15 protein-coding genes and 2 tRNA genes are annotated in these 18752 nt (G+C 71.5%); 14 read left to right on the top strand and 3 right to left on the bottom strand.

Annotated features, from left to right (window positions below):
* The 10 genes from dnaA to EQG70_RS00045 all read left to right on the top strand — a co-directional run bounded on the left by dnaA (position 1) and on the right by EQG70_RS00045 (position 11520).
* Positions 1-1584 (top strand): chromosomal replication initiator protein DnaA, encoded by a 1584-nt coding sequence (dnaA, locus tag EQG70_RS00005; protein ID WP_051063853.1) that lies wholly within the window; start codon positions 1-3, stop codon positions 1582-1584.
* 630 nt (positions 1585-2214) lie between these two features.
* Positions 2215-3339: a DNA polymerase III subunit beta gene (dnaN, locus tag EQG70_RS00010; RefSeq protein WP_035924354.1), complete on the top strand. Its 1125-nt coding sequence runs from the start codon at positions 2215-2217 to the stop codon at positions 3337-3339.
* 36 nt (positions 3340-3375) lie between these two features.
* Complete coding sequence (gene recF, locus EQG70_RS00015; protein ID WP_017835074.1) at positions 3376-4596, top strand: DNA replication/repair protein RecF; 1221 nt, start codon at positions 3376-3378, stop codon at positions 4594-4596.
* Positions 4593-5258, top strand: a complete 666-nt coding sequence (locus tag EQG70_RS00020) for a DciA family protein (RefSeq protein ID WP_017835075.1) — start codon at positions 4593-4595, stop codon at positions 5256-5258. The genes recF and EQG70_RS00020 overlap by 4 nt, the downstream gene beginning before the upstream one ends.
* 351 nt (positions 5259-5609) lie before the next feature.
* Positions 5610-7697: a DNA topoisomerase (ATP-hydrolyzing) subunit B gene (gyrB, locus tag EQG70_RS00025; RefSeq protein WP_017835076.1), complete on the top strand. Its 2088-nt coding sequence runs from the start codon at positions 5610-5612 to the stop codon at positions 7695-7697.
* Between the two features lie 90 nt (positions 7698-7787).
* Positions 7788-10493, top strand: coding sequence for a DNA gyrase subunit A (gene gyrA, locus EQG70_RS00030; protein ID WP_017835077.1), 2706 nt, complete (start codon positions 7788-7790; stop codon positions 10491-10493).
* On the top strand, positions 10490-11104 hold the full coding sequence (locus EQG70_RS00035; RefSeq protein WP_081615871.1) for a DUF3566 domain-containing protein: 615 nt from the start codon (positions 10490-10492) through the stop codon (positions 11102-11104). Before gyrA ends, EQG70_RS00035 begins: the two co-directional genes overlap by 4 nt.
* Before the next feature lie 97 nt (positions 11105-11201).
* Positions 11202-11275 (top strand) — tRNA-Ile (locus EQG70_RS00040).
* Positions 11276-11308: 33 nt separating this feature from the next.
* Positions 11309-11431, top strand: coding sequence for a hypothetical protein (locus EQG70_RS18680; protein WP_017835079.1), 123 nt, complete (start codon positions 11309-11311; stop codon positions 11429-11431).
* A 13-nt stretch (positions 11432-11444) separates the two neighbouring features.
* A tRNA-Ala gene (locus tag EQG70_RS00045) sits at positions 11445-11520 on the top strand.
* Positions 11521-11663: 143 nt separating this feature from the next.
* Here the strand turns inward: EQG70_RS00045 and EQG70_RS00050 are convergent.
* A complete protein-coding gene (locus tag EQG70_RS00050; RefSeq protein ID WP_109268895.1) occupies positions 11664-12536 on the bottom strand; it encodes a hypothetical protein in 873 nt (290 codons plus the stop codon).
* 159 nt (positions 12537-12695) lie between these two features.
* Between EQG70_RS00050 and EQG70_RS00055 the strand changes: the two genes are divergently transcribed.
* The 4 genes from EQG70_RS00055 to EQG70_RS00070 all read left to right on the top strand — a co-directional run bounded on the left by EQG70_RS00055 (position 12696) and on the right by EQG70_RS00070 (position 16683).
* On the top strand, positions 12696-13241 hold the full coding sequence (locus EQG70_RS00055; RefSeq protein WP_017835081.1) for a peptidylprolyl isomerase: 546 nt from the start codon (positions 12696-12698) through the stop codon (positions 13239-13241).
* 162 nt (positions 13242-13403) lie between these two features.
* Positions 13404-14204 (top strand): rhomboid family intramembrane serine protease, encoded by an 801-nt coding sequence (locus tag EQG70_RS00060; RefSeq protein WP_109268894.1) that lies wholly within the window; start codon positions 13404-13406, stop codon positions 14202-14204.
* A 341-nt stretch (positions 14205-14545) separates the two neighbouring features.
* On the top strand, positions 14546-15238 hold the full coding sequence (locus EQG70_RS00065; RefSeq protein WP_017835083.1) for a response regulator transcription factor: 693 nt from the start codon (positions 14546-14548) through the stop codon (positions 15236-15238).
* Entirely contained in the window at positions 15235-16683 is a 1449-nt protein-coding gene (locus EQG70_RS00070) for a sensor histidine kinase (protein ID WP_126349595.1), read from the top strand. The genes EQG70_RS00065 and EQG70_RS00070 overlap by 4 nt, the downstream gene beginning before the upstream one ends.
* A 229-nt stretch (positions 16684-16912) precedes the next feature.
* On the opposite strand, the gene EQG70_RS00075 is transcribed toward EQG70_RS00070, so the two are convergent.
* A complete protein-coding gene (locus tag EQG70_RS00075; RefSeq protein WP_017835085.1) occupies positions 16913-17713 on the bottom strand; it encodes a GntR family transcriptional regulator in 801 nt (266 codons plus the stop codon).
* Entirely contained in the window at positions 17710-18711 is a 1002-nt protein-coding gene (locus EQG70_RS00080) for a zinc-binding dehydrogenase (RefSeq protein WP_109268893.1), read from the bottom strand. The genes EQG70_RS00075 and EQG70_RS00080 overlap by 4 nt, the downstream gene beginning before the upstream one ends.
* Positions 18712-18752 lie beyond the last annotated feature (41 nt).

Consider the following 18752-nt stretch of genomic DNA (forward strand, 5'->3'; position numbering starts at 1 on the left):
ATGTACGAGGACCCGATGACCACGGGGCGCTACCGGGGGTTCATCTCCCTGGCCCAGCCCCAGGGCCTCATCGGCACCACGCTGCTCGTCGCGGTCCCGAACGAGCTCACCCGCGAGTTCTTCCAGAACCAGATGGCGTCCGTGCTCCGGTCCTCCGTGGGCCGGGCCTTCAGCCCCGAGACGCTCGTGGCGTTCGTGGTGGACGCCGACCTCGAGACCGCTCCCGCACCGGAGGCGGGCGCCTCGACGCCCACCGCGGCCCTGCCCCCGATCAGCGAGCTCGAGGCGGAGCGCAACCGCACCGACCTGCCCGCACGGGTCGACCACGCCGACACCGCCGACGCGGTGGAGGTCGACCGGCGGACGGCCGGCCTCGACCGGCAGCCCGCCGGGCTCATGGCGCCGCCCCCGGAGCCGGCACACCGCTCCGAGATGGGCGGGGCCGACCGGACCCTGCCGCCGCCGCGGGACCCGCAGGCCGCCCCGCCCCGCCGCCCCGTCCAGGACACCGGCACCGCTCCCGCCGTGGTGGGGGAGTGGGACAGCTCCGCGCGGCTGAACCCCAAGTACGTCTTCGACTCCTTCGTGATCGGCCAGTCCAACCGGTTCGCCCACGCCGCGGCCTTCGCGGTGGCCGAGACCCCGGCCAAGGCCTACAACCCCCTGTTCATCTACGGGGAGTCCGGGCTGGGCAAGACGCACCTGCTGCACGCGATCGGCCACTACGCCAAGCGTCTCTACCCCCAGGTGCGGGTGCGCTACGTGAACTCGGAGGAGTTCACCAACGACTTCATCAACTCGATCCGCGACGACGAGGGCTCCTCCTTCAAGGAGATCTACCGCAACGTGGACATGCTGCTGATCGACGACATCCAGTTCCTGGCGGGCAAGGAGCACACGCAGGAGGAGTTCTTCCACACCTTCAACGCGCTGCACAACCACGAGAAGCAGATCGTGATCACCTCCGACATGCCGCCCAAGCAGCTGACCGGCTTCGCCGAGCGGATGCGGTCCCGCTTCGAGTGGGGCCTGATCACCGACGTGCAGCCGCCGGAGCTGGAGACGCGCATCGCGATCCTGCGCAAGAAGGCCACGAGCGAGGGCATGGACGCCCCCGACGACGTGCTGGAGTACATCGCCTCCCACATCTCCACCAACATCCGCGAGCTCGAGGGCGCCCTGATCCGGGTCACCGCGTTCGCCTCCCTGAACAAGCAGTCGGTGGACCTGCCCCTGGCCGAGCTGGTGCTCAAGGACCTCATCACCGACGACGGCGCGCAGGAGATCACCGCGGCCTCGATCCTGGCCCAGACCGCGGTGTACTTCGACATCAGCCTCGAGGAGCTCAAGAGCAAGTCCCGCACGCGCACCCTGGTCACCGCCCGGCAGATCGCGATGTACCTGCTGCGCGAGCTCACCGACATGTCCCTGCCGAAGATCGGCCAGGAGCTCGGCGGCCGCGACCACACCACGGTGATGCACGCCGACCGCAAGATCCGCACGCTGATGGCCGAGCGCCGGCAGATCTTCAACCAGGTCACGGAGCTCACCAACCGGATCAAGCAGCAGCAGCGCGAGGGCTGAGCCCGGCCCCACCCCTCCTCGAAGGCCCCGGCGGAGCACCGCCGGGGCCTTTTCGTGTAGTTCGTCCACAGGCTCCGCCCGCGGGATCCCGGGCCCGGGGGCACCCTCCTGCACAGGATGTCGGCGCTTGTGGAGCGCCTGTGCACAGGACAGAACCCACACCTGTGGATAAAATTGTGGAATTCTCCGTCCGACCGGTGGAGAACCTCGGTACAACTCGGTGGAGGGCTGTGGAACCCGCGGAACCACGCGGATCTCGTCCACCGGCAGCACGCGTTCCGGTGGACCCCGAACCACAGGAACTCAACAGGCCGCCACCGCCCGGGTGCTGGCCGAGGGGCAGTTATCCACAGATTCCACAGCGGTTATTAACACTCCCATCCTTAAAGAGACATCTGGCCAAACAACAAGAATCCTGGAACGCCGACCCCGTCCGGGACCTCCCGGGCCCGGGATCACCCGGACGCCGCCACGGAGCGGCCGAATGGCCGTCCTATGAAACGGACCGATACGATGCAGAGGGCGAAGACCCTGTTCGCACCGCTGCACCCCGCGGCGCGGCCCGCACCGGACCCTGTCCGGGACCGTGGCTCCGCCGTCCTTGCTCAGACTGAAAGGCAGCAACCTCTCGTGAAGTTCTCCGTCGAACGCGATGTTCTCGCCGAGGCCGTCACCTGGACCGCTCGGTCCCTCTCTCCTCGGCCCCCGGTCCCCGTGCTGTCCGGTCTGCTCATCCGTGCGGAGGGCGGTCAGCTGTCCATCGCGAGCTTCGACTACGAGATCTCCGCGCGGCTGTCGATCAGCGCCGACGTCCAGGAGGAGGGCACCACCCTCGTCTCCGGCCGTCTGCTCGCGGACATCTGCCGCTCCCTGCCCTCCGCCCCGGTCGAGGTGCACGCCGACGAGGGGAAGGTCACCCTGACCTGCCGCTCCTCGCGCTTCAACCTCGCGGCCATGCCGGTCGGCGACTACCCGGAGCTGCCGGCGCTGCCGGATGTCTCCGGCGTGGTGGCCGGCGACGAGTTCGCCCACGCCGTGGCGCAGGTGAACATCGCCGCGAGCAAGGACGACACCCTGCCTATCCTCACCGGCGTCCGCGTGGAGATCGAGGGCGAGAAGATGACGCTGCTCGCCACGGACCGCTACCGGCTCGCGATGCGCGAGCTCACCTGGCGGCCCAGCACCCAGGACATCTCCACGGCCGCGCTGATCAAGGCGCGCACCCTCAACGACATCGCCAAGACCCTCGGCCCGGCCGGTGACATCAACATCGCCCTGTCCGACTCCGCGGAGCTCGTCGGCTTCGAGTCCGGCGGCCGCCGCACCACGAGCCTGCTCATCGACGGCGAGTACCCCAAGATCCGGTCGCTGTTCCCGGAGCACACGCCGATCACCGCGGCGGTGCGGACCACCGAGCTCGTCGAGGCCGTCCGGCGCGTCTCGCTCGTGGCCGAGCGCAACACCCCCGTGCGCCTGGCCTTCACCCAGGGGCAGGTGGCCCTGGACGCCGGGACCGGCGAGGACGCCCAGGCCTCCGAGGTCCTCGACGCGCACCTCACCGGTGACGACATCACGGTGGCCTTCAACCCGACGTACCTCTCGGAGGGCCTGCACGCCTTCGCCTCCGACTACGTCCGGTTCTCCTTCACCGCCCCGCCCAAGCCGGCCGTGCTCTCCGCCCAGGCCGAGCCCGAGGGCGAGGACAAGGACGACTACAAGTACCTGCTGATGCCGGTGCGGCTCCCCAGCCAGTGACCGGCCGGCCCGGAACCGGAAGCTGCTGATCCCGGCGTGTTCGTCGACCACCTCTCCCTGCTCGACTACCGGACGTATGCCCATCTGGACATACGTCTCGCTCCCGGGACCACCGTGTTCCTCGGGCCGAACGGCGTGGGCAAGACGAACATCGTCGAGGCCCTCGACTACACGGCGGGCCTGTCCTCGCACCGGGTGTCCTCCGACGGCCCGCTGATCCGCTTCGGCGCCGACCGCGCGATCGTCCGCGTCCGGGTGCGGCGGGGCGGGCAGCAGACCGTCCTGGAGCTCGAGCTCAACGACGGCCGCGCCAACCGGGTGCGCATCAACCGGGCCTCCCCGGTGCGGGCCCGGGACGCGCTCGGCATCGTGCGGACCGTCCTGTTCTCGCCGGAGGACCTGGCGCTGGTGAAGGGGGACCCCTCCCACCGCCGGCGCTTCCTCGACGACCTCGCGAAGTCCATGCGCCCGGTCCTCGCGGGCACCCTGGCCGACTACGAGAAGGTGCTCCGGCAGCGCAACGCGCTGCTGAAGTCGGCCCGCCGGAGCGGCCGGTTCACGGACACCCACCGGTCGACCCTGGCGGCGTGGAACGACCAGTTCGCCCGCGCCGGGGCCGGCATCCTGCACGCGCGCCTGCAGCTCATCGACGCCCTGGCGCCCCAGGTGGCGACCGCCTACGGCCAGCTCACGGACGGGACCAAGGAGACGACCCTGCGCTACGTGTCCTCGGTGCTGCCCGAGAGCGCGGCCGGGGACGCCGAGCGGCTGCGCGGGTTCACGCCCGCGGACCTGCACCAGCTGATCCTCGACGCGTGCGAGGCCTCGGAGCAGCGGGAGCTCGAGCGGGGACTGACCCTCGTGGGCCCGCACCGCGACGAGCTCGAGCTGCTGCTCGGGACGGCGCCGGCCCGGGGCTACGCCTCCCACGGCGAGACCTGGTCCTACGCCCTCGCGCTCCGCCTCGGCTCCTGGTACGTCCACCTGGCGGACGACCCCACGGAGGGCGCCGCGCCGATCCTCGTCCTGGACGACGTGTTCGCGGAGCTCGACGCCCGCCGCCGCAGCCGTCTCGCCGCGATCGTGGCCTCCGCGGAGCAGGTGCTCGTGACCGCCGCGGTCGAGGAGGACCTCCCGGCCGAGCTCGTGGCCGGTCCGCACGACGTGGTGCGGGTGGGTCCCGGCACCGCCGTCCGGGACGACGAGCAGGCGCCCGCCGGGACCGGTCCGGAGCCGGAGGAGGCGTCGTCGTCGTGACCGGGCCGCGGCGCGAGGACGACCCGCTCCCCGCCGGGGAGCCCCAGGAGCCCCCTGTCCCCGAGGCGAACGTCGTGCGGATCGAGGACGAGATCGACGCGCCGGCGGCGCTGCTCACCCGGATGCGCCACGCGGCGGAGGCGCGCGGGGACGGGCGGCTCTACGGGGCGGCCGCCCGGCGCAACCTCAAGGGCTTCGGCGCCGCCATGGAGGCGGCCACCGCGTCGGCCGCCGAGCGCCTGGGCCGCCGCGGCAACGACGTCGACCCGCGGGCGCTCGGCGGGTACTCCGGGGCGGGCCGCTCCGCCCGCGACCCCCGGGGGGTCGGCACGGTGCTGGACGGGCTCGTGTCCGGGCGCGGCTGGAAGGCGCCGGTCGCCGTGGGCTCGGTGCTGGCCCGCTGGGACGACCTCGTGGGCCCGGGCATCGCCGGGCACTGCCGGCCGGAGAGCTTCGACGAGACCGTGGTGCGGGTCCGGTGCGACTCCACCGCCTACGCCGCGAACCTGCGCCTCATGGTCCCGCAGCTGCTGCGCATGTTCGACGAGCACCTGGGGGAGGGCATCGTCACCCGGATCGAGATCCTCGGTCCCACGGCCCCGAGCTGGAAGCGCGGCCGCCGCTCCGTGCAGGGCCGGGGGCCCCGCGACACCTACGGCTGAGGCCGGCGGTCCGGACCGCTGAGCGGCCTCGTGGCGCGCTGCGGCCCCCCGGTGGCGTCCTGGGGGTGGCGGAGCGGAGGAAAAGTGGTCCTGAGGCCCTTTCCCGGCCGCTCAGAGGGACCTGTGAGCACCCCGAGCCCACGGTTTTCCGATAGAATCGGTTCCAGACAGCAATCGACGGACCGGGCCCCCACGGCCGATCGCGACCACCTCGCCCGCGGCGCGGGCACCCGGAGTCGTCGACCCGTTCCGACCCCGCACGAGCCGATGAGCCGCCCGAACGTCTCATCGGCGTTCTCTTGTGCCGTCCGGAGCGGGACCGGTGTGCCCAACAGGAGGAGCCAGGAACCCGTGGCAACAGAGGATCCGCAGAAGCGCGAGTACGGTGCCGGTGACATCACCGTCCTGGAAGGTCTCGAGGCCGTCCGGAAGCGACCCGGCATGTACATCGGCTCGACCGGCCCGCGGGGGCTGCACCACCTCGTGTACGAGGTGGTCGACAACTCGGTCGACGAGGCCCTGGCGGGCTACTGCGACCACATCGAGATCACCCTGCAGGCCGACGGCGGCGTCAAGGTCGTGGACAACGGCCGCGGCATCCCCGTGGACATCCACCCGACCGAGGGCCGGCCCACGGTCGAGGTCGTCATGACGATCCTGCACGCGGGCGGCAAGTTCGGCGGCGGCGGCTACGCCGTCTCGGGCGGGCTGCACGGCGTGGGCATCTCCGTGGTCAACGCGCTGTCCCGGCGCGTCGAGACCGAGGTGCGGCGCCAGGGCCACGTCTGGCGGATGGTCTTCGCCGACGGCGGCATGCCCCAGGGCGAGCTCGTCCGGGGTGAGGAGACCTCGGAGACCGGCACCACCCAGGTCTTCTACCCGGACCCCGACATCTTCGAGACCGTCGACTTCGACTTCGAGACGCTGCGGGCCCGCTTCCAGCAGATGGCGTTCCTCAACAAGGGTTTGCGGATCACCCTCACGGACGAGCGGGCGCCGGAGGAGTCCGGCGAGGAGATCGCCGGCTCCGCCTCGGACCGCACCGCCGTCCACGCGGACGCCGAGCCGGTCGAGGGCCGCGACGGCGGCACCGACGTCGCCCGGCTCAACCACGAGGACGAGGACGGCGCCGGCCACCGCCGGGTCGTCTACAAGTACGACCACGGCCTGCTGGACTACGTGACGTTCCTGAACACGTCCAAGAAGGCCGACCTCGTCCACGACGACGTCATCGCGCTCGAGTCCGAGGACACGGAGCGCAAGATGTCCCTCGAGCTCGCCATGCAGTGGACCACGGCCTACACCGAGTCCGTGCACACGTACGCGAACACGATCAACACCCACGAGGGCGGCACCCACGAGGAGGGCTTCCGCTCGGCGATGACGTCCCTCGTGAACCGCTACGCCCGGGAGAACAAGCTGCTCCGGGACAAGGACGAGAACCTCACCGGCGACGACGTCCGCGAGGGCCTCACGGCCGTCATCTCGATCAAGCTCGCCGAGCCCCAGTTCGAGGGCCAGACCAAGACGAAGCTCGGCAACTCCGAGGCGAAGACCTTCGTCCAGCGCGAGGTGAACAACCGGTTCGGCGACTGGCTCGAGCGCAACCCGGCCGCGGCACGGGAGATCATCCGCAAGGCGATCAACGCCTCGCAGGCGCGGCTCGCGGCCCGCAAGGCGCGCGAGACCACCCGGCGCAAGGGCCTGCTCGAGTCGGGCGGGATGCCCGGCAAGCTCAAGGACTGCTCCTCCAAGGACCCCTCCCTGTCCGAGATCTACATCGTGGAGGGTGACTCCGCGGGCGGCTCGGCGGTGCAGGGCCGGGACCCCGCGCATCAGGCGATCCTGCCGCTGCGCGGCAAGATCCTCAACGTGGAGCGCGCGCGGCTGGACCGGGCGCTGTCCAACACCGAGGTGCAGTCGATGATCACCGCGTTCGGCGCCGGCATCGGCGACGACTTCGACATCGAGAAGGCGCGGTACCACAAGATCGTGCTGATGGCCGACGCCGACGTGGACGGACAGCACATCACCACGCTGCTGTTGACCCTGCTGTTCCGGTTCATGCGCCCGCTGATCGAGCACGGCTTCGTCTACCTGGCCCAGCCGCCGCTGTACCGGATCAAGTGGTCCAACGCCCCGCACGACTACGTCTACACGGACGCCGAGCGGGACGAGGCGCTGGCGCGCGGGCTCGCCAACAACCAGCGCATCCCCAAGGACAACGGCATCCAGCGCTACAAGGGCCTCGGCGAGATGGACTACACCGAGCTGTGGGACACCACGATGGACCCCGACCACCGCACCCTGCTGCAGGTGACCATGGAGGACGCGGCCGCCGCCGACCAGATCTTCTCCGTGCTCATGGGCGAGGACGTCGAGTCCCGCCGCGAGTTTATCCAGCAGAACGCCAAGGACATCCGGTTCCTCGACATCTGACCCGCGACATATGTCCCACTCGGCATGCAATGACCGGGGGCGGGACCTGCGCAGGACCACGAGGACGAGCAGACAGAACGGAAAGACCGCATGAGTGACGAGACCCAGGACGGACCGACCCCGGAGGACGCCGGCCTCGCCGGCGACCTCGAGCACACCCCCGTGCTGACCGACCGCGTGGAGCAGGTGGACCTGCAGACCGAGATGCAGCGGTCCTACCTCGACTACGCGATGGCTGTCATCGTGGGCCGCGCCCTGCCGGACGTCCGGGACGGGCTCAAGCCGGTGCACCGGCGCGTGCTGTACGCGATGTACGACGGCGGCTACCGCCCCGACCGCTCCTTCAACAAGTGCGCCCGCGTGGTGGGCGAGGTCATGGGCCAGTACCACCCGCACGGCGACTCCGCGATCTACGACGCCCTCGTGCGGCTGATCCAGGGCTGGGTGATGCGCTATCCGCTCGCCCTGGGGCAGGGCAACTTCGGCTCCCCGGGCAACGACGGCGCGGCCGCCCCGCGGTACACCGAGACCAAGATGGCGCCCATCGCCATGGAGATGGTCCGGGACATCCACGAGGAGACCGTCGACTTCCAGGACAACTACGACGGCAAGAACCAGGAGCCGTCGGTGCTGCCGTCCCGGTTCCCCAACCTGCTGGTCAACGGCTCGTCCGGCATCGCCGTGGGCATGGCCACCAACATCCCGCCGCACAACCTGCGCGAGGTCGCGGACGGCGTGCAGTGGTACCTCCAGCACCCGGACGTCTCCAACGAGACGCTGCTCGAGGAGCTGCTGCAGCGGATCAAGGGCCCGGACTTCCCGACCGGCGCACAGATCCTCGGGCACAAGGGCATCGAGGACGCCTACCGCACCGGCCGCGGCTCGATCTCCATGCGCGCCGTGGTCAGCGTCGAGGAGATCCACAACCGCACCTGCCTGGTGGTCACCGAGCTGCCCTACCAGGCGAACCCGGACAACCTCGCGATGAAGATCGCGGACCTCGTCAAGGACGGCCGCATCACCGGCATCGCCGACATCCGGGACGAGACCTCCGGGCGCACCGGGCAGCGGCTGGTGATCGTGCTCAAGCGCGACGCCGTGGCCAAGGTGGTGCTCAACAACCTCTACAAGCACACGCAGCTGCAGGACAACTTCTCCGCCAACATGCTCGCGCTCGTGGACGGGGTGCCCCGCACGCTGAGCCTCGACGCGTTCATCCGGCACTGGGTCACCCACCAGATGGACGTCATCGTCCGCCGCACCGAGTACCGCCTGCGGCAGGCCGAGGCGGAGGCCCACATCCTGCGGGGTCTGCTCAAGGCGCTCGACGCCCTCGACGAGGTCATCGCGCTCATCCGCCGCTCCCCGACGGCCGACGACGCCCGCAGCGGGCTCATGGAGCTGCTGCAGATCGACGAGGACCAGGCGCAGGCCATCCTCAACATGCAGCTGCGCCGGCTCGCGGCCCTCGAGCGGCAGAAGATCCAGGACCGGCACGCGGAGCTCGAGCGGCTCATCGCCGAGTACACCGAGATCATCGCCTCGGAGGAGCGCCAGCGCGGCATCATCTCCTCGGAGCTCGACGAGATCGTGGGCCGCTACGGCGACGACCGCCGCTCCGAGATCATGTACGGCTACGACGGCGACATGTCGATGGAGGACCTGATCCCCGAGGAGGAGATGGTCGTGACCATCACCCGCGGCGGATACGTCAAGCGCACGCGCTCCGACCAGTACCGCTCCCAGCGGCGCGGCGGCAAGGGCGTGAAGGGCGCGCAGCTGCGCGGGGACGACGTCGTGGAGCACTTCTTCGTCACCACCACCCACAACTGGATCCTGTTCTTCACGAACCTGGGCCGGGTCTACCGCACCAAGGCGTACGAGCTGCTGGAGGCGGGCCGGGACTCCAAGGGCCAGCACGTGGCGAACCTGATGGCCTTCCAGCCGGGGGAGCGGATCGCCCAGGTCATGGAGCTGCGCTCGTACAGCGACGCCCCGTACCTGGTGCTCGCCACCCGCAGGGGCCTGATCAAGAAGTCCCGGCTGATGGACTACGACACCAACCGCACGGCCGGGGTGATCGCGATCAACCTGCGCGACGACGACGAGCTCGTCTCGGCCCAGCTGGCGTCCGCGCAGGACGACCTGCTCCTGGTCTCCCGCAACGGGATGTCCCTGCGCTTCACCGCGAGCGACGAGGTGCTGCGTCCCATGGGGCGGGCGACCTCCGGGGTCACCGGCATGAAGTTCCGGGACGGCGACGAGCTGCTCTCCGCCAACGTGGTCACCGACGACGCCTACGTCTTCGTGGTCACCGAGGGCGGCTACGCCAAGCGCACCAAGGTGGAGGAGTACCGGGTGCAGGGCCGCGGCGGCATCGGCATCAAGGTGGCCAAGCTCGCGGAGCAGCGCGGCCGGCTGGTCGGCGGGATCATCGTGGGCGAGGAGGACGAGGTCCTCGTGGTCATGGAGTCCGGCAAGGTCGTGCGCACCGGCGCCTCCGAGGTCCCGGCCAAGGGCCGCGACACGATGGGCGTGATCTTCGCGAAGCCCGCCCAGGGCGACACGATCACCGGGGTGGCCCGCAACGCCGACCGGGAGATCGCCGAGGAGGTCGACGCCGAGGCCGTGGCCGAGGTCGACGTCCAGCTCGACGAGACGATGGAGACGGCCGACGTCCTGGACACGGGCGAGGCAGACGGAGAGGCCGACGAGCTCGGTCCGGTCCCCGGTTCCGGGGACACGACGGACGATGAAGTAGCGTTGGACCCGAACAACAACGGAGGTAACGCATGAGCTCGAGTTCCGGCTCCAACACCGCCGGCCGGTCCGGACGCTCCCCCCTGGCGTCCGCACCCCGCCCCGGGAACGGGTCGCCGTCCGGGACGGCGAGGCCCTCGACGAGCGCCCGGACCGCGCCGAAGCCGGCGAAGTCGGGCTCGGGTCCCGCGAAGTCGAGCGCTGCCCGGTCCGGCTCCGGCCCGGCGAAGAGCGCCCGGCCCGCGAGCTCGACGAAGGGCCTGGTCCGCCCGGCCCCACGGCCGCGGGTGCGCCGGGCGCGGCTCGTGGTCTCGAAGGTGGACACCTGGTCGGTGCTCAAGCTCGCGTTCCTGCTGTCGGTCGCGCTGGGGATCATCACCGTGGTCGCCGCGGTCGTGCTGTGGATCGTCCTGGACCTCACGGGCCTGTTCGACGGGATCAACGAGCTGCTCGGGATGCTGGGCGGCGCGGGCGGGGCCCTGAACATCAAGGACTTCCTGTCCTTGGGGCAGATCGCGATCTTCGCGACCATCGTGTCCGTGGTCAACGTCATCCTGCTGACTGCCCTGTCGGTGCTCGCCGCCCTGCTGTACAACATCGCGGCGGCCCTCGTGGGCGGGATCGGGCTCACCCTCACGGACGACTGATCCGGCGCGGTTCCGGGGAGTCCGGCCCGGCCGGGGCGATTTGGCACGGGTCGGCAACTCCGGTATCGTTTCTTCTCGGTCCGCAAGGGCCGTGAGAGGGCGTATAGCTCAGACGGTTAGAGCGCTTCGCTGATAACGAAGAGGTCCCAGGTTCAATTCCTGGTACGCCCACGGTTTCCCTTTTCCGCAGCTCAGGAGGCAGGCGTGAACAGGAAGATGGCTGCGGCTCTCGCCCTGGTCGGCGCGTCGGTCGCGCTGCTCACCAAGCTGCGGGAGGCCGACGCCGACAGGAATGCCTGGGCGGACGCCACCGACGAGGTGGAGTAGCCCGGTACACCGCGGGGACGTGGCGCAATTGGTAGCGCATCTGCTTTGCAAGCAGAGGGTTAGGGGTTCGAGTCCCCTCGTCTCCACCACATCGGATCCCGATCGAGCAGACGCTCGGTCGGGATCTTCTCGTTCCCGGCCGCATCCCCGGGCGCATCACCGCGCGCCGCCGCAACGGCAGAGGCCCCCGCTCCCTGCCGGGAGCGGGGGCCTCTGCCCGAACGGGCGGGGGTCAGGCCTCGTTCTCGTCCTTCTTGCCCTGGATCTGCTCCTTGACCTCGTGGATCGTGGTCTTGGCGTCCTCGCCGACGGTCTTGGCGCTGTCCTTGACCTCGGCGGCGGCCTCCGAGACACCACCGGACTGACCGGCCGGGGTGGTCGCGTCCTTGACGTCGTCGACCTGCACACCGGTGCCGGCGGCCACGGTGGACTGCTGGGCCACCGGGGAGGCGGTCACGCGCGGGGACGTGGCCGCCGGGGTCTTCCAGGGGTCCTCGACCGGGCGCGAGGCCTTCCAGGCGGCCACGCCGGCCGCACCGCCGGCCACGAGCAGGCCCAGCAGCAGGAGACCCTTGTGGGACTTCTCGGCCTTCTTCTGCTGCCTGGCGTAGTCCTTGGCGACCTTCGAGGCGGCCTTCTTCGCGTTGGCCACGGCCTTCTTGTCACCGGTCAGCTTCGCGACGATCGCCTCGAGCTGCTCGGGGGTGTCCGCGTCGGCGAACTTGCCCGCGAGCAGGGCGGCGGCACCGGCGTACTTCGCCTGCATCGCGGCGCGGCTCTCGGAGGCCCGGTCCGCGGCCTTCGCGGCCACGGGGCCGGCGGTCTTCGCGGCCTTCGCCGCGACCGGGGCGGTCACCGCGGCGGCCTTCAGCTTGGCGGAGCCGGAGAGCTCATGGGCGCGGCCCAGACCCTCCTGGACCTTCGGCCCGGCGGTCGCGACGCCACCGGCGAGGGCCGCGGCGCCCGCCTCGACGCTGTGCTGGAGCCGGGGCGCGAGGTCACCGATCTCCTTGGACGCCCACTTGCCGGCGTCCAGGACCTTGCTCTCCGCGGCCTTCTGCGCCGCGACGGCCTTCTTCTCGCTCTTGGACTTCTTGAAGCTCATGAATCCATCCCTCCTCGGGTCGTGACAATCCACTGTCAGCATACGGGCAGAGCCGTCGGGGCAGGAGGGTGCGCCGCGCAATCCCGGGCCTTTTCACTGTGCGCTGAACCCCGCTGCCCCACCGCGAGGGGCCTCCGGGGGCCGTGCAAGAATGGGCGCATGACTTCTGCCATCCCCACCGCCAAGGCGACCATCCACACGAACCACGGCGACATCGTCGTGAACCTGTTCGGCAACCACGCCCCGAAGACCGTCAAGAACTTCATCGGTCTCTCGGACGGCACCCAGGAGTGGAGCGACCCGCGCACCGGTGAGAAGCAGACCGGTCCCCTCTACAAGGACGTGGTCTTCCACCGCATCATCAAGGACTTCATGATCCAGGGCGGGGACCCCCTGGGCCAGGGCATCGGCGGACCGGGCTACGAGTTCGACGACGAGATCCACCCCGAGCTCGACTTCAACGAGCCCTACATCCTGGCGATGGCCAACGCCGGCAAGCGCAACGGCAAGGGCACCAACGGGTCCCAGTTCTTCATCACCACCGCCCCCACCACTTGGCTGCAGGGCAAGCACACCATCTTCGGAGAGGTGGCCGACGACGCGTCGCGGAAGGTCGTGGACGAGCTGAACAGCGTCCGCACCGGCGGCATGGACCGCCCGGTCGAGGACTGCGTGGTCACCTCGATCGACATCGAGCAGCTCTAGATCCGAGCAGTCTCCCCGTCCTGGCACCGCCGGGACGGGGACCAGCGGCGCAGGCCCGTCCGGAGCGATCCGGACGGGCCTGCGCCGTTGCCGTCCCGTCCCACCTCGTCCATCCCGTCCAGCGAACCGGGCCCGCGGAGAACCGGCCCAGGAGGAGTCCCAGTGAGCGGCGAGCGACCGCAGTACGGCGCGTCCACCGGGGGAGACATCCCGGTGTGCCCGCGCCACCCCGACCGTCCGGCGTACGTGCGGTGCCAGCGGTGCGGCCGGCCGACGTGCCCGGAGTGCCAGCGCACGGCCGCGGTGGGCGTCCACTGCGTCGACTGCGTGCAGGAGGCGACGCGCTCGCGCCCCGCCGTCCGCACGAGCCTCGGCGGCCGCGCGGCCCAGGGCTCCCCGATGCTCGTCACCTGGTGGCTCGTCGGCGTCAACGCGGTGGTCTACGCGCTGCAGTGGCTCGGGCAGGCGGCGGGCGTGAGCCTGCTGCAGATGTTCGCCTACGCCCCCGTGACCACGACCTCCGAGCCGTGGCGGATGCTCACGAGCGGTTTCCTGCACTCGATGTCCAGTCCGCTGCACCTGATCCTGAACATGTACATGCTCTACCTGTTCGGGCGGATGCTCGAGCCGGCGCTGGGTCGCGGCCGGTTCCTGCTGCTGTTCCTGCTCTCCGTCCTGGGCGGATCCGTGGGCGTCCTGCTCCTGTCGCACCCGCTCAGCCTCGTGGTCGGCGCGTCCGGGGGCGTCTTCGGCCTGTTCGGCGCCCTGTTCGTGCTGCAGCGCCACCTGGGGCAGTCCATCACGCCCATCGCGGTGCTGATCGGCGTGAACGTCGTCTTCGGCTTCCTCTTCCCCGGCATCGCCTGGCAGGCGCACCTCGGCGGACTCGTCACGGGAGCCATCGTCGCCTTCGGCTACACGGCCGCCAGCCGCCGGCGCCGGGGTGCCGGCGGCCGCCGGTGACGCCGGCCGCAGCCCGTCCCCGAGCACTCGCGCGCCGGCGGACGACCGTGTTCTCCACAGGGGTTGTCCCCACCTGTCGACAAGTTACACCGGTGGAATTCCACACCTGTGAGCAACGGTGTGGACAGGGCCGGGGCGGCTTCCACAGCTGTTAATAACGCTGTGGAGAGCGAGCTGTGCACACAGTTCTCCACACCTGTGGACAACGTTGTGCACCGGTTGGGGAGAAGGGGCACGACCGTGCCGGCCGGGATGCCGTCCTCATCGGATCCTCAGGCGGCGTGCGGAAAACTGGAGGGGTGCGGATCCCGCCGCGCCCACGGAGGAGAACGGGAGGACACGTGCGCGTGCTGCTGGTGGAGGACGAGGTGGACCTCGCGGAGTCGCTGCGCCGCGGGCTCACGAACGAGGGCTTCGTCGTCGACGTCGCCCACGACGGCATCACCGGGGGGTGGCTGGCCGGCGAGAACCCCTACGACGTCGTGGTCCTGGACCTGATGCTGCCCGGCAGGAACGGCTACGCGGTGCTCGAGGGGCTGCGCGCCGCCGAGAACTGGGTCCCCGTCCTGATGCTCACCGCCAAGGACGGCGAGTACGACCAGACCGACGCCTTCGACCTCGGCGCCGACGACTACCTCACCAAGCCCTTCAGCTTCCTCGTGCTCGTGGCGCGGCTGCGCGCCCTCATCCGCCGGGGGGCGCCCGAGCGGCCCGTGGTGCTCACGGTCGGGTCCCTGCAGCTCGACCCCGTCCGCCGGACCGTGACCCGCCGGGGGACGGCGCTCGAGCTCACCGCGAAGGAGTACGTCATCCTCCAGTACCTGATGCAGAACGCGGAGAAGGTCGTCTCGAAGCTGGAGATCATGGACAACGCGTGGGACGCCGGCTTCGAGGGCTCCGAGAACATCGTCGAGGTCTACGTGGGCTATCTCCGGAAGAAGATCGACGCGCCCTTCGGCCTCTCCACCCTGCAGACGGTCCGCGGCATGGGCTACCGGCTGGTCCCGGACGAGCCCGGGGCGCCGGCGTCGTGACCTCCGCCAGGAGGGGGCTCCTCGACCGGTGGGGGGTGCGGGAGCGCAGCACCGCCGCCGCGGCGCTGCTCATCCTCCTGGTGATGGCCGTGGCCGGAGCCGTGCTGCTCGAGGTCCTCAGCCGCGCGGCCGTGGGGGCCGCCCACGACCAGGCCGTGGCCCGGCAGACGGAGATCCTCCAGGACCTGGGGCTCCCGTGGGGCCCGCGCAGCGCCGGGGGCGCGGCGGGGGAGACGGCCGTGTTCACGCAGGCCGGGCTCGGCGAGCTGATGCTGCGGCTCGGCCGCCCGGGGGTCATCGTGCAGCTCCAGGACGCCGACGGACAGGTGGTGGCCGCGTCCCCCGCCAGCGCGCTGGGCACGGACCTGTCCGTGCCGGTCCTGGAGCCGGGGCGGTCCTTCGACTCCGCGGCGACCGGGGACGGGCTCGCGCTCAGGACCGACGACCACGTGTATGTCGCTCACGGCATGTACATCAACGGGGTGCCCCTGACCCTCACCGTGGCCGTGCCCATGGCGCTGCAGCAGGGCACCCTCCAGACCGTGTCCCTGTTCCTGCTGGTCGGCGGGCCGGTGCTGGCGCTGCTCGGCGCCGCGCTCATGTGGTTCCTGGTCGGCCGCTCCCTGGCCCCGGTGCGCCGCATCACCGGACAGGTCCGGCGCATCGGCACGGCCCGCCTGGGGGAACGGGTCGACGTGCCCCCCACCCGGGACGAGATCGCGGCGCTCGCCGAGACCATGAACGGGATGCTGGACCGGCTGCAGACCTCCGACCGGGCACAGCGGCGGTTCGTGGCGGACGCCTCCCACGAGCTCCGCAGCCCGCTCGCCACCCTCACCACCACGATCGAGGTGGCCGCCTCCGACCCGTCCGGGGCGACGTGGCCCGAGGTCGCCCCCGTCCTGAGGTCCCAGTCCCGCCGCATGGGCCAGCTCGTGGAGGACCTCCTGACCCTCGCCAAGGTCGACGACGCCGGGCTGCGGCTGCGCACCGCGGACACCGACCTGGACGAGGTGGTCCGGGAGGAGATCGCCCGGATGCGGCCGGCCTCGCGGCACGAGGTGCGCGTGCACGTGGACCCCGTGCGGGTCCGCGGGGACGCCAGCCGGCTCCAGCAGGTGGTCCGCAACCTGCTCTCCAACGCGGAGCGGCACGCGGACACCTGGATCGCCGTCTCCCTGGTGGCCGAGGGGGACGAGGCGGTCGTGACCGTGGTCAACGACGGCGACCGCATCGCGCCGGAGGACCGGGAACGGGTCTTCGAGCGGTTCGTGCGGCTCGACGACTCCCGGACCCGGGACACGGGCGGATCCGGGCTGGGCCTGGCCATCAGTCGGGAGATCGTCGCGGCCCACGGGGGGACGATCGGCGCGGGCGAGGACCCGGAGGGCCGGTGCCGCTTCCAGGTGCGTCTCCCGCGGGAGGGCGGGGACGGCGAGGGCTGAGCACCTCGCGTTCACCTCCCGTTGGCGGCACCGTCACGCGGGCCGCCTAGCGTCTCCCTGGTCGGCGGGAGCCCCCCGACCCCGCTCCGACGAGCACGGATGCACCCCCGGGCAGCCGTGCGGAATGCCCCGGTCCGTCGGCGGACCGGGGCATTCGACTGCTCCGCGACCGGGGGCCCCGGGCCGCCGGCCGGGATCCCCGGCCTCCGGCGGCTCACCCGCCGGGCTCTCAGTACCCGGCGGCGGCGGCGCCCCAGACCTGCGCGGTGAGTTCCTCGAGGCGCTCCTCGGGTGTGCGCTGGGCGCGCAGGGCCTGGGCGACGAGCCGCTGCGCGGTGGAGGCGAGGTGCTCGCGCATGGCGCGTGCCGCCTCCGCCTCGTCCCGGGCGAGCACGGCCCGGACCAGCGCGTCGTGCTCGCGCGCGAGCTCCCCGACGGGCCGCCGCGACGTGGCGGCGACGACGCCCAGGAAGGACGTGGTGGTGCGCAGCCGCTCCACGAGCTGGACGGCCTGGGCGTTGCCGGCGACGAGCAGCAGCGCACGGTGCAGTCCCTCGTCCGCCTCGGCGGTGGCCTCGAGGTCCCCGGTCCCGGCCGCCTCGTGCAGCGCCTCCCACCGGGCCCGGATCCGGTCCAGCTCCTCGGGCGCCGCGAGACGTGCGGCCCGGCGGGCGGCCGGGACCTCCAGGGCGGTGCGCACCGCGAAGATCTCGGCGACGTCGTCGGGACTGACCTCGACGATCTCGAAGCCGCGGTTGCGGTGGAACCGGATCAGCCCGGCCTCGCCCAGCCGCAGCAGGCCCTCCCGCACCGGGCTGCGGGAGACGTCCATGGCGGAGGCCAGCTGCTGCACCGAGTAGAGGCGCCCGGGCTCCATCTCGCCCGCCGTGATCGCCCGGCGCACCGCGGCCATCACCTGCACGGCGAGCGAGCTCCCGGTCGTGGCGGTGACGGACGGCAGCGCGGGGGCCGCCGGCCCGGGACGGTCGCCGGCCGGGGACCCGGTGACGGAGCGGGGTGGGGTGGTCACGGGGTGATCGTCAGCTTGATGTCCCCGGGCCGGTGCTCCTCGGCCCGCTGCATGGCCTCCGCGATCCGCTCGAGGGGGAACTCGGGCCCGAGACAGTGCTCCACGTCGATCTCGCCCTCGGAGATCCGCCGCAGGGCCTCGCGGAAGGACGTCAGCCCCGGCTCGGCCTGCGCCGCCACGGAGCACTGCAGCCGCAGGTTCTTGCGGAACGCCGTCCACAGCGGGACCTCGGTGTGCCCGTGCCGCTCCGGCAGGCCGAAGAAGCCGACGATGCCCCGGTCGGCCGCGAGCTCGACGGCCTGGTCGCGCAGCACGTCGTGCCCCACGGCCTCGATGACGAGGTCGGCGCCGCGGCCCCCGGTGACCTCGGCCACGACCGCGGCGAGATCCTCCTCCGGCACCCGCACGGGGACGGCGCCCAGCCGGCGGGCGACCTCGAGCCTGCCCGTGTCCAGGTCGGAGGCGACGACGTGCGCGAAGCCCAGTCGGCGGGCCTCCTCCACGAAGAACAGCCCGGCGGACCCCGCGCCCATCACCACGCACGTGTGCGCCCGGCGGGCAGGCGTCTCCACGGGCCAGAACTGGCGCATGGCGTAGAGGCACGTGCCGTACTGCTGGGCCATCATGAGCCGCCGCAGCTGCAGGGAGTCGTTCGGGTCCGTGCCGGCGGGCAGCTCCACGACGTGCAGGTCGTCCAGCAGCTGGAGTTCCGCGAAGCACCCGCCCATCTCGCCCTGGGGGACCGTCAGCACCAGGGTGCCCTCCGGGACGCGCTCCGAGCGGGACTCGACCACTACCCCGACCCCTTCGTGGCCGGGGTAGCCGGGGCGGCGCGGGCCCTCCGCGTGGAGCAGGCCGTGGAAGGCCGCGTGCAGGTCGGATCCGCAGATCGAGGCGTGCAGCATGCGCACCACCAGCTGACCGGGTTCCCGGGCGTGCGGATCGGGCCAGTCGGTGACCGTGACGGTGCCCGTGGTGGGGACGTGGGATGCTCGCATGCGCGCCTCCTGGGGTCGGGCGCGCCGGGCGCCGGTGGGTG

It is taken from the genome of Kocuria rosea (genome assembly GCF_006094695.1).
Classification (GTDB): Bacteria; Actinomycetota; Actinomycetes; order Actinomycetales; family Micrococcaceae; genus Kocuria; species Kocuria rosea.

Bases quoted from the DNA above. Each gene is read 5' to 3' on its own strand.
- dnaA (WP_051063853.1), top strand. From the start codon at position 1: ATGTACGAGGACCCGATGACCACGGGGCGCTACCGGGGGTTCATCTCC.
- gyrA (WP_017835077.1), top strand. From the start codon at position 7,788: ATGAGTGACGAGACCCAGGACGGACCGACCCCGGAGGACGCCGGCCTC.
- EQG70_RS00035 (WP_081615871.1), top strand. From the start codon at position 10,490: ATGAGCTCGAGTTCCGGCTCCAACACCGCCGGCCGGTCCGGACGCTCC.
- EQG70_RS00050 (WP_109268895.1), bottom strand. From the start codon at position 12,536: ATGAGCTTCAAGAAGTCCAAGAGCGAGAAGAAGGCCGTCGCGGCGCAG.
- EQG70_RS00055 (WP_017835081.1), top strand. From the start codon at position 12,696: ATGACTTCTGCCATCCCCACCGCCAAGGCGACCATCCACACGAACCAC.
- EQG70_RS00080 (WP_109268893.1), bottom strand. From the start codon at position 18,711: ATGCGAGCATCCCACGTCCCCACCACGGGCACCGTCACGGTCACCGAC.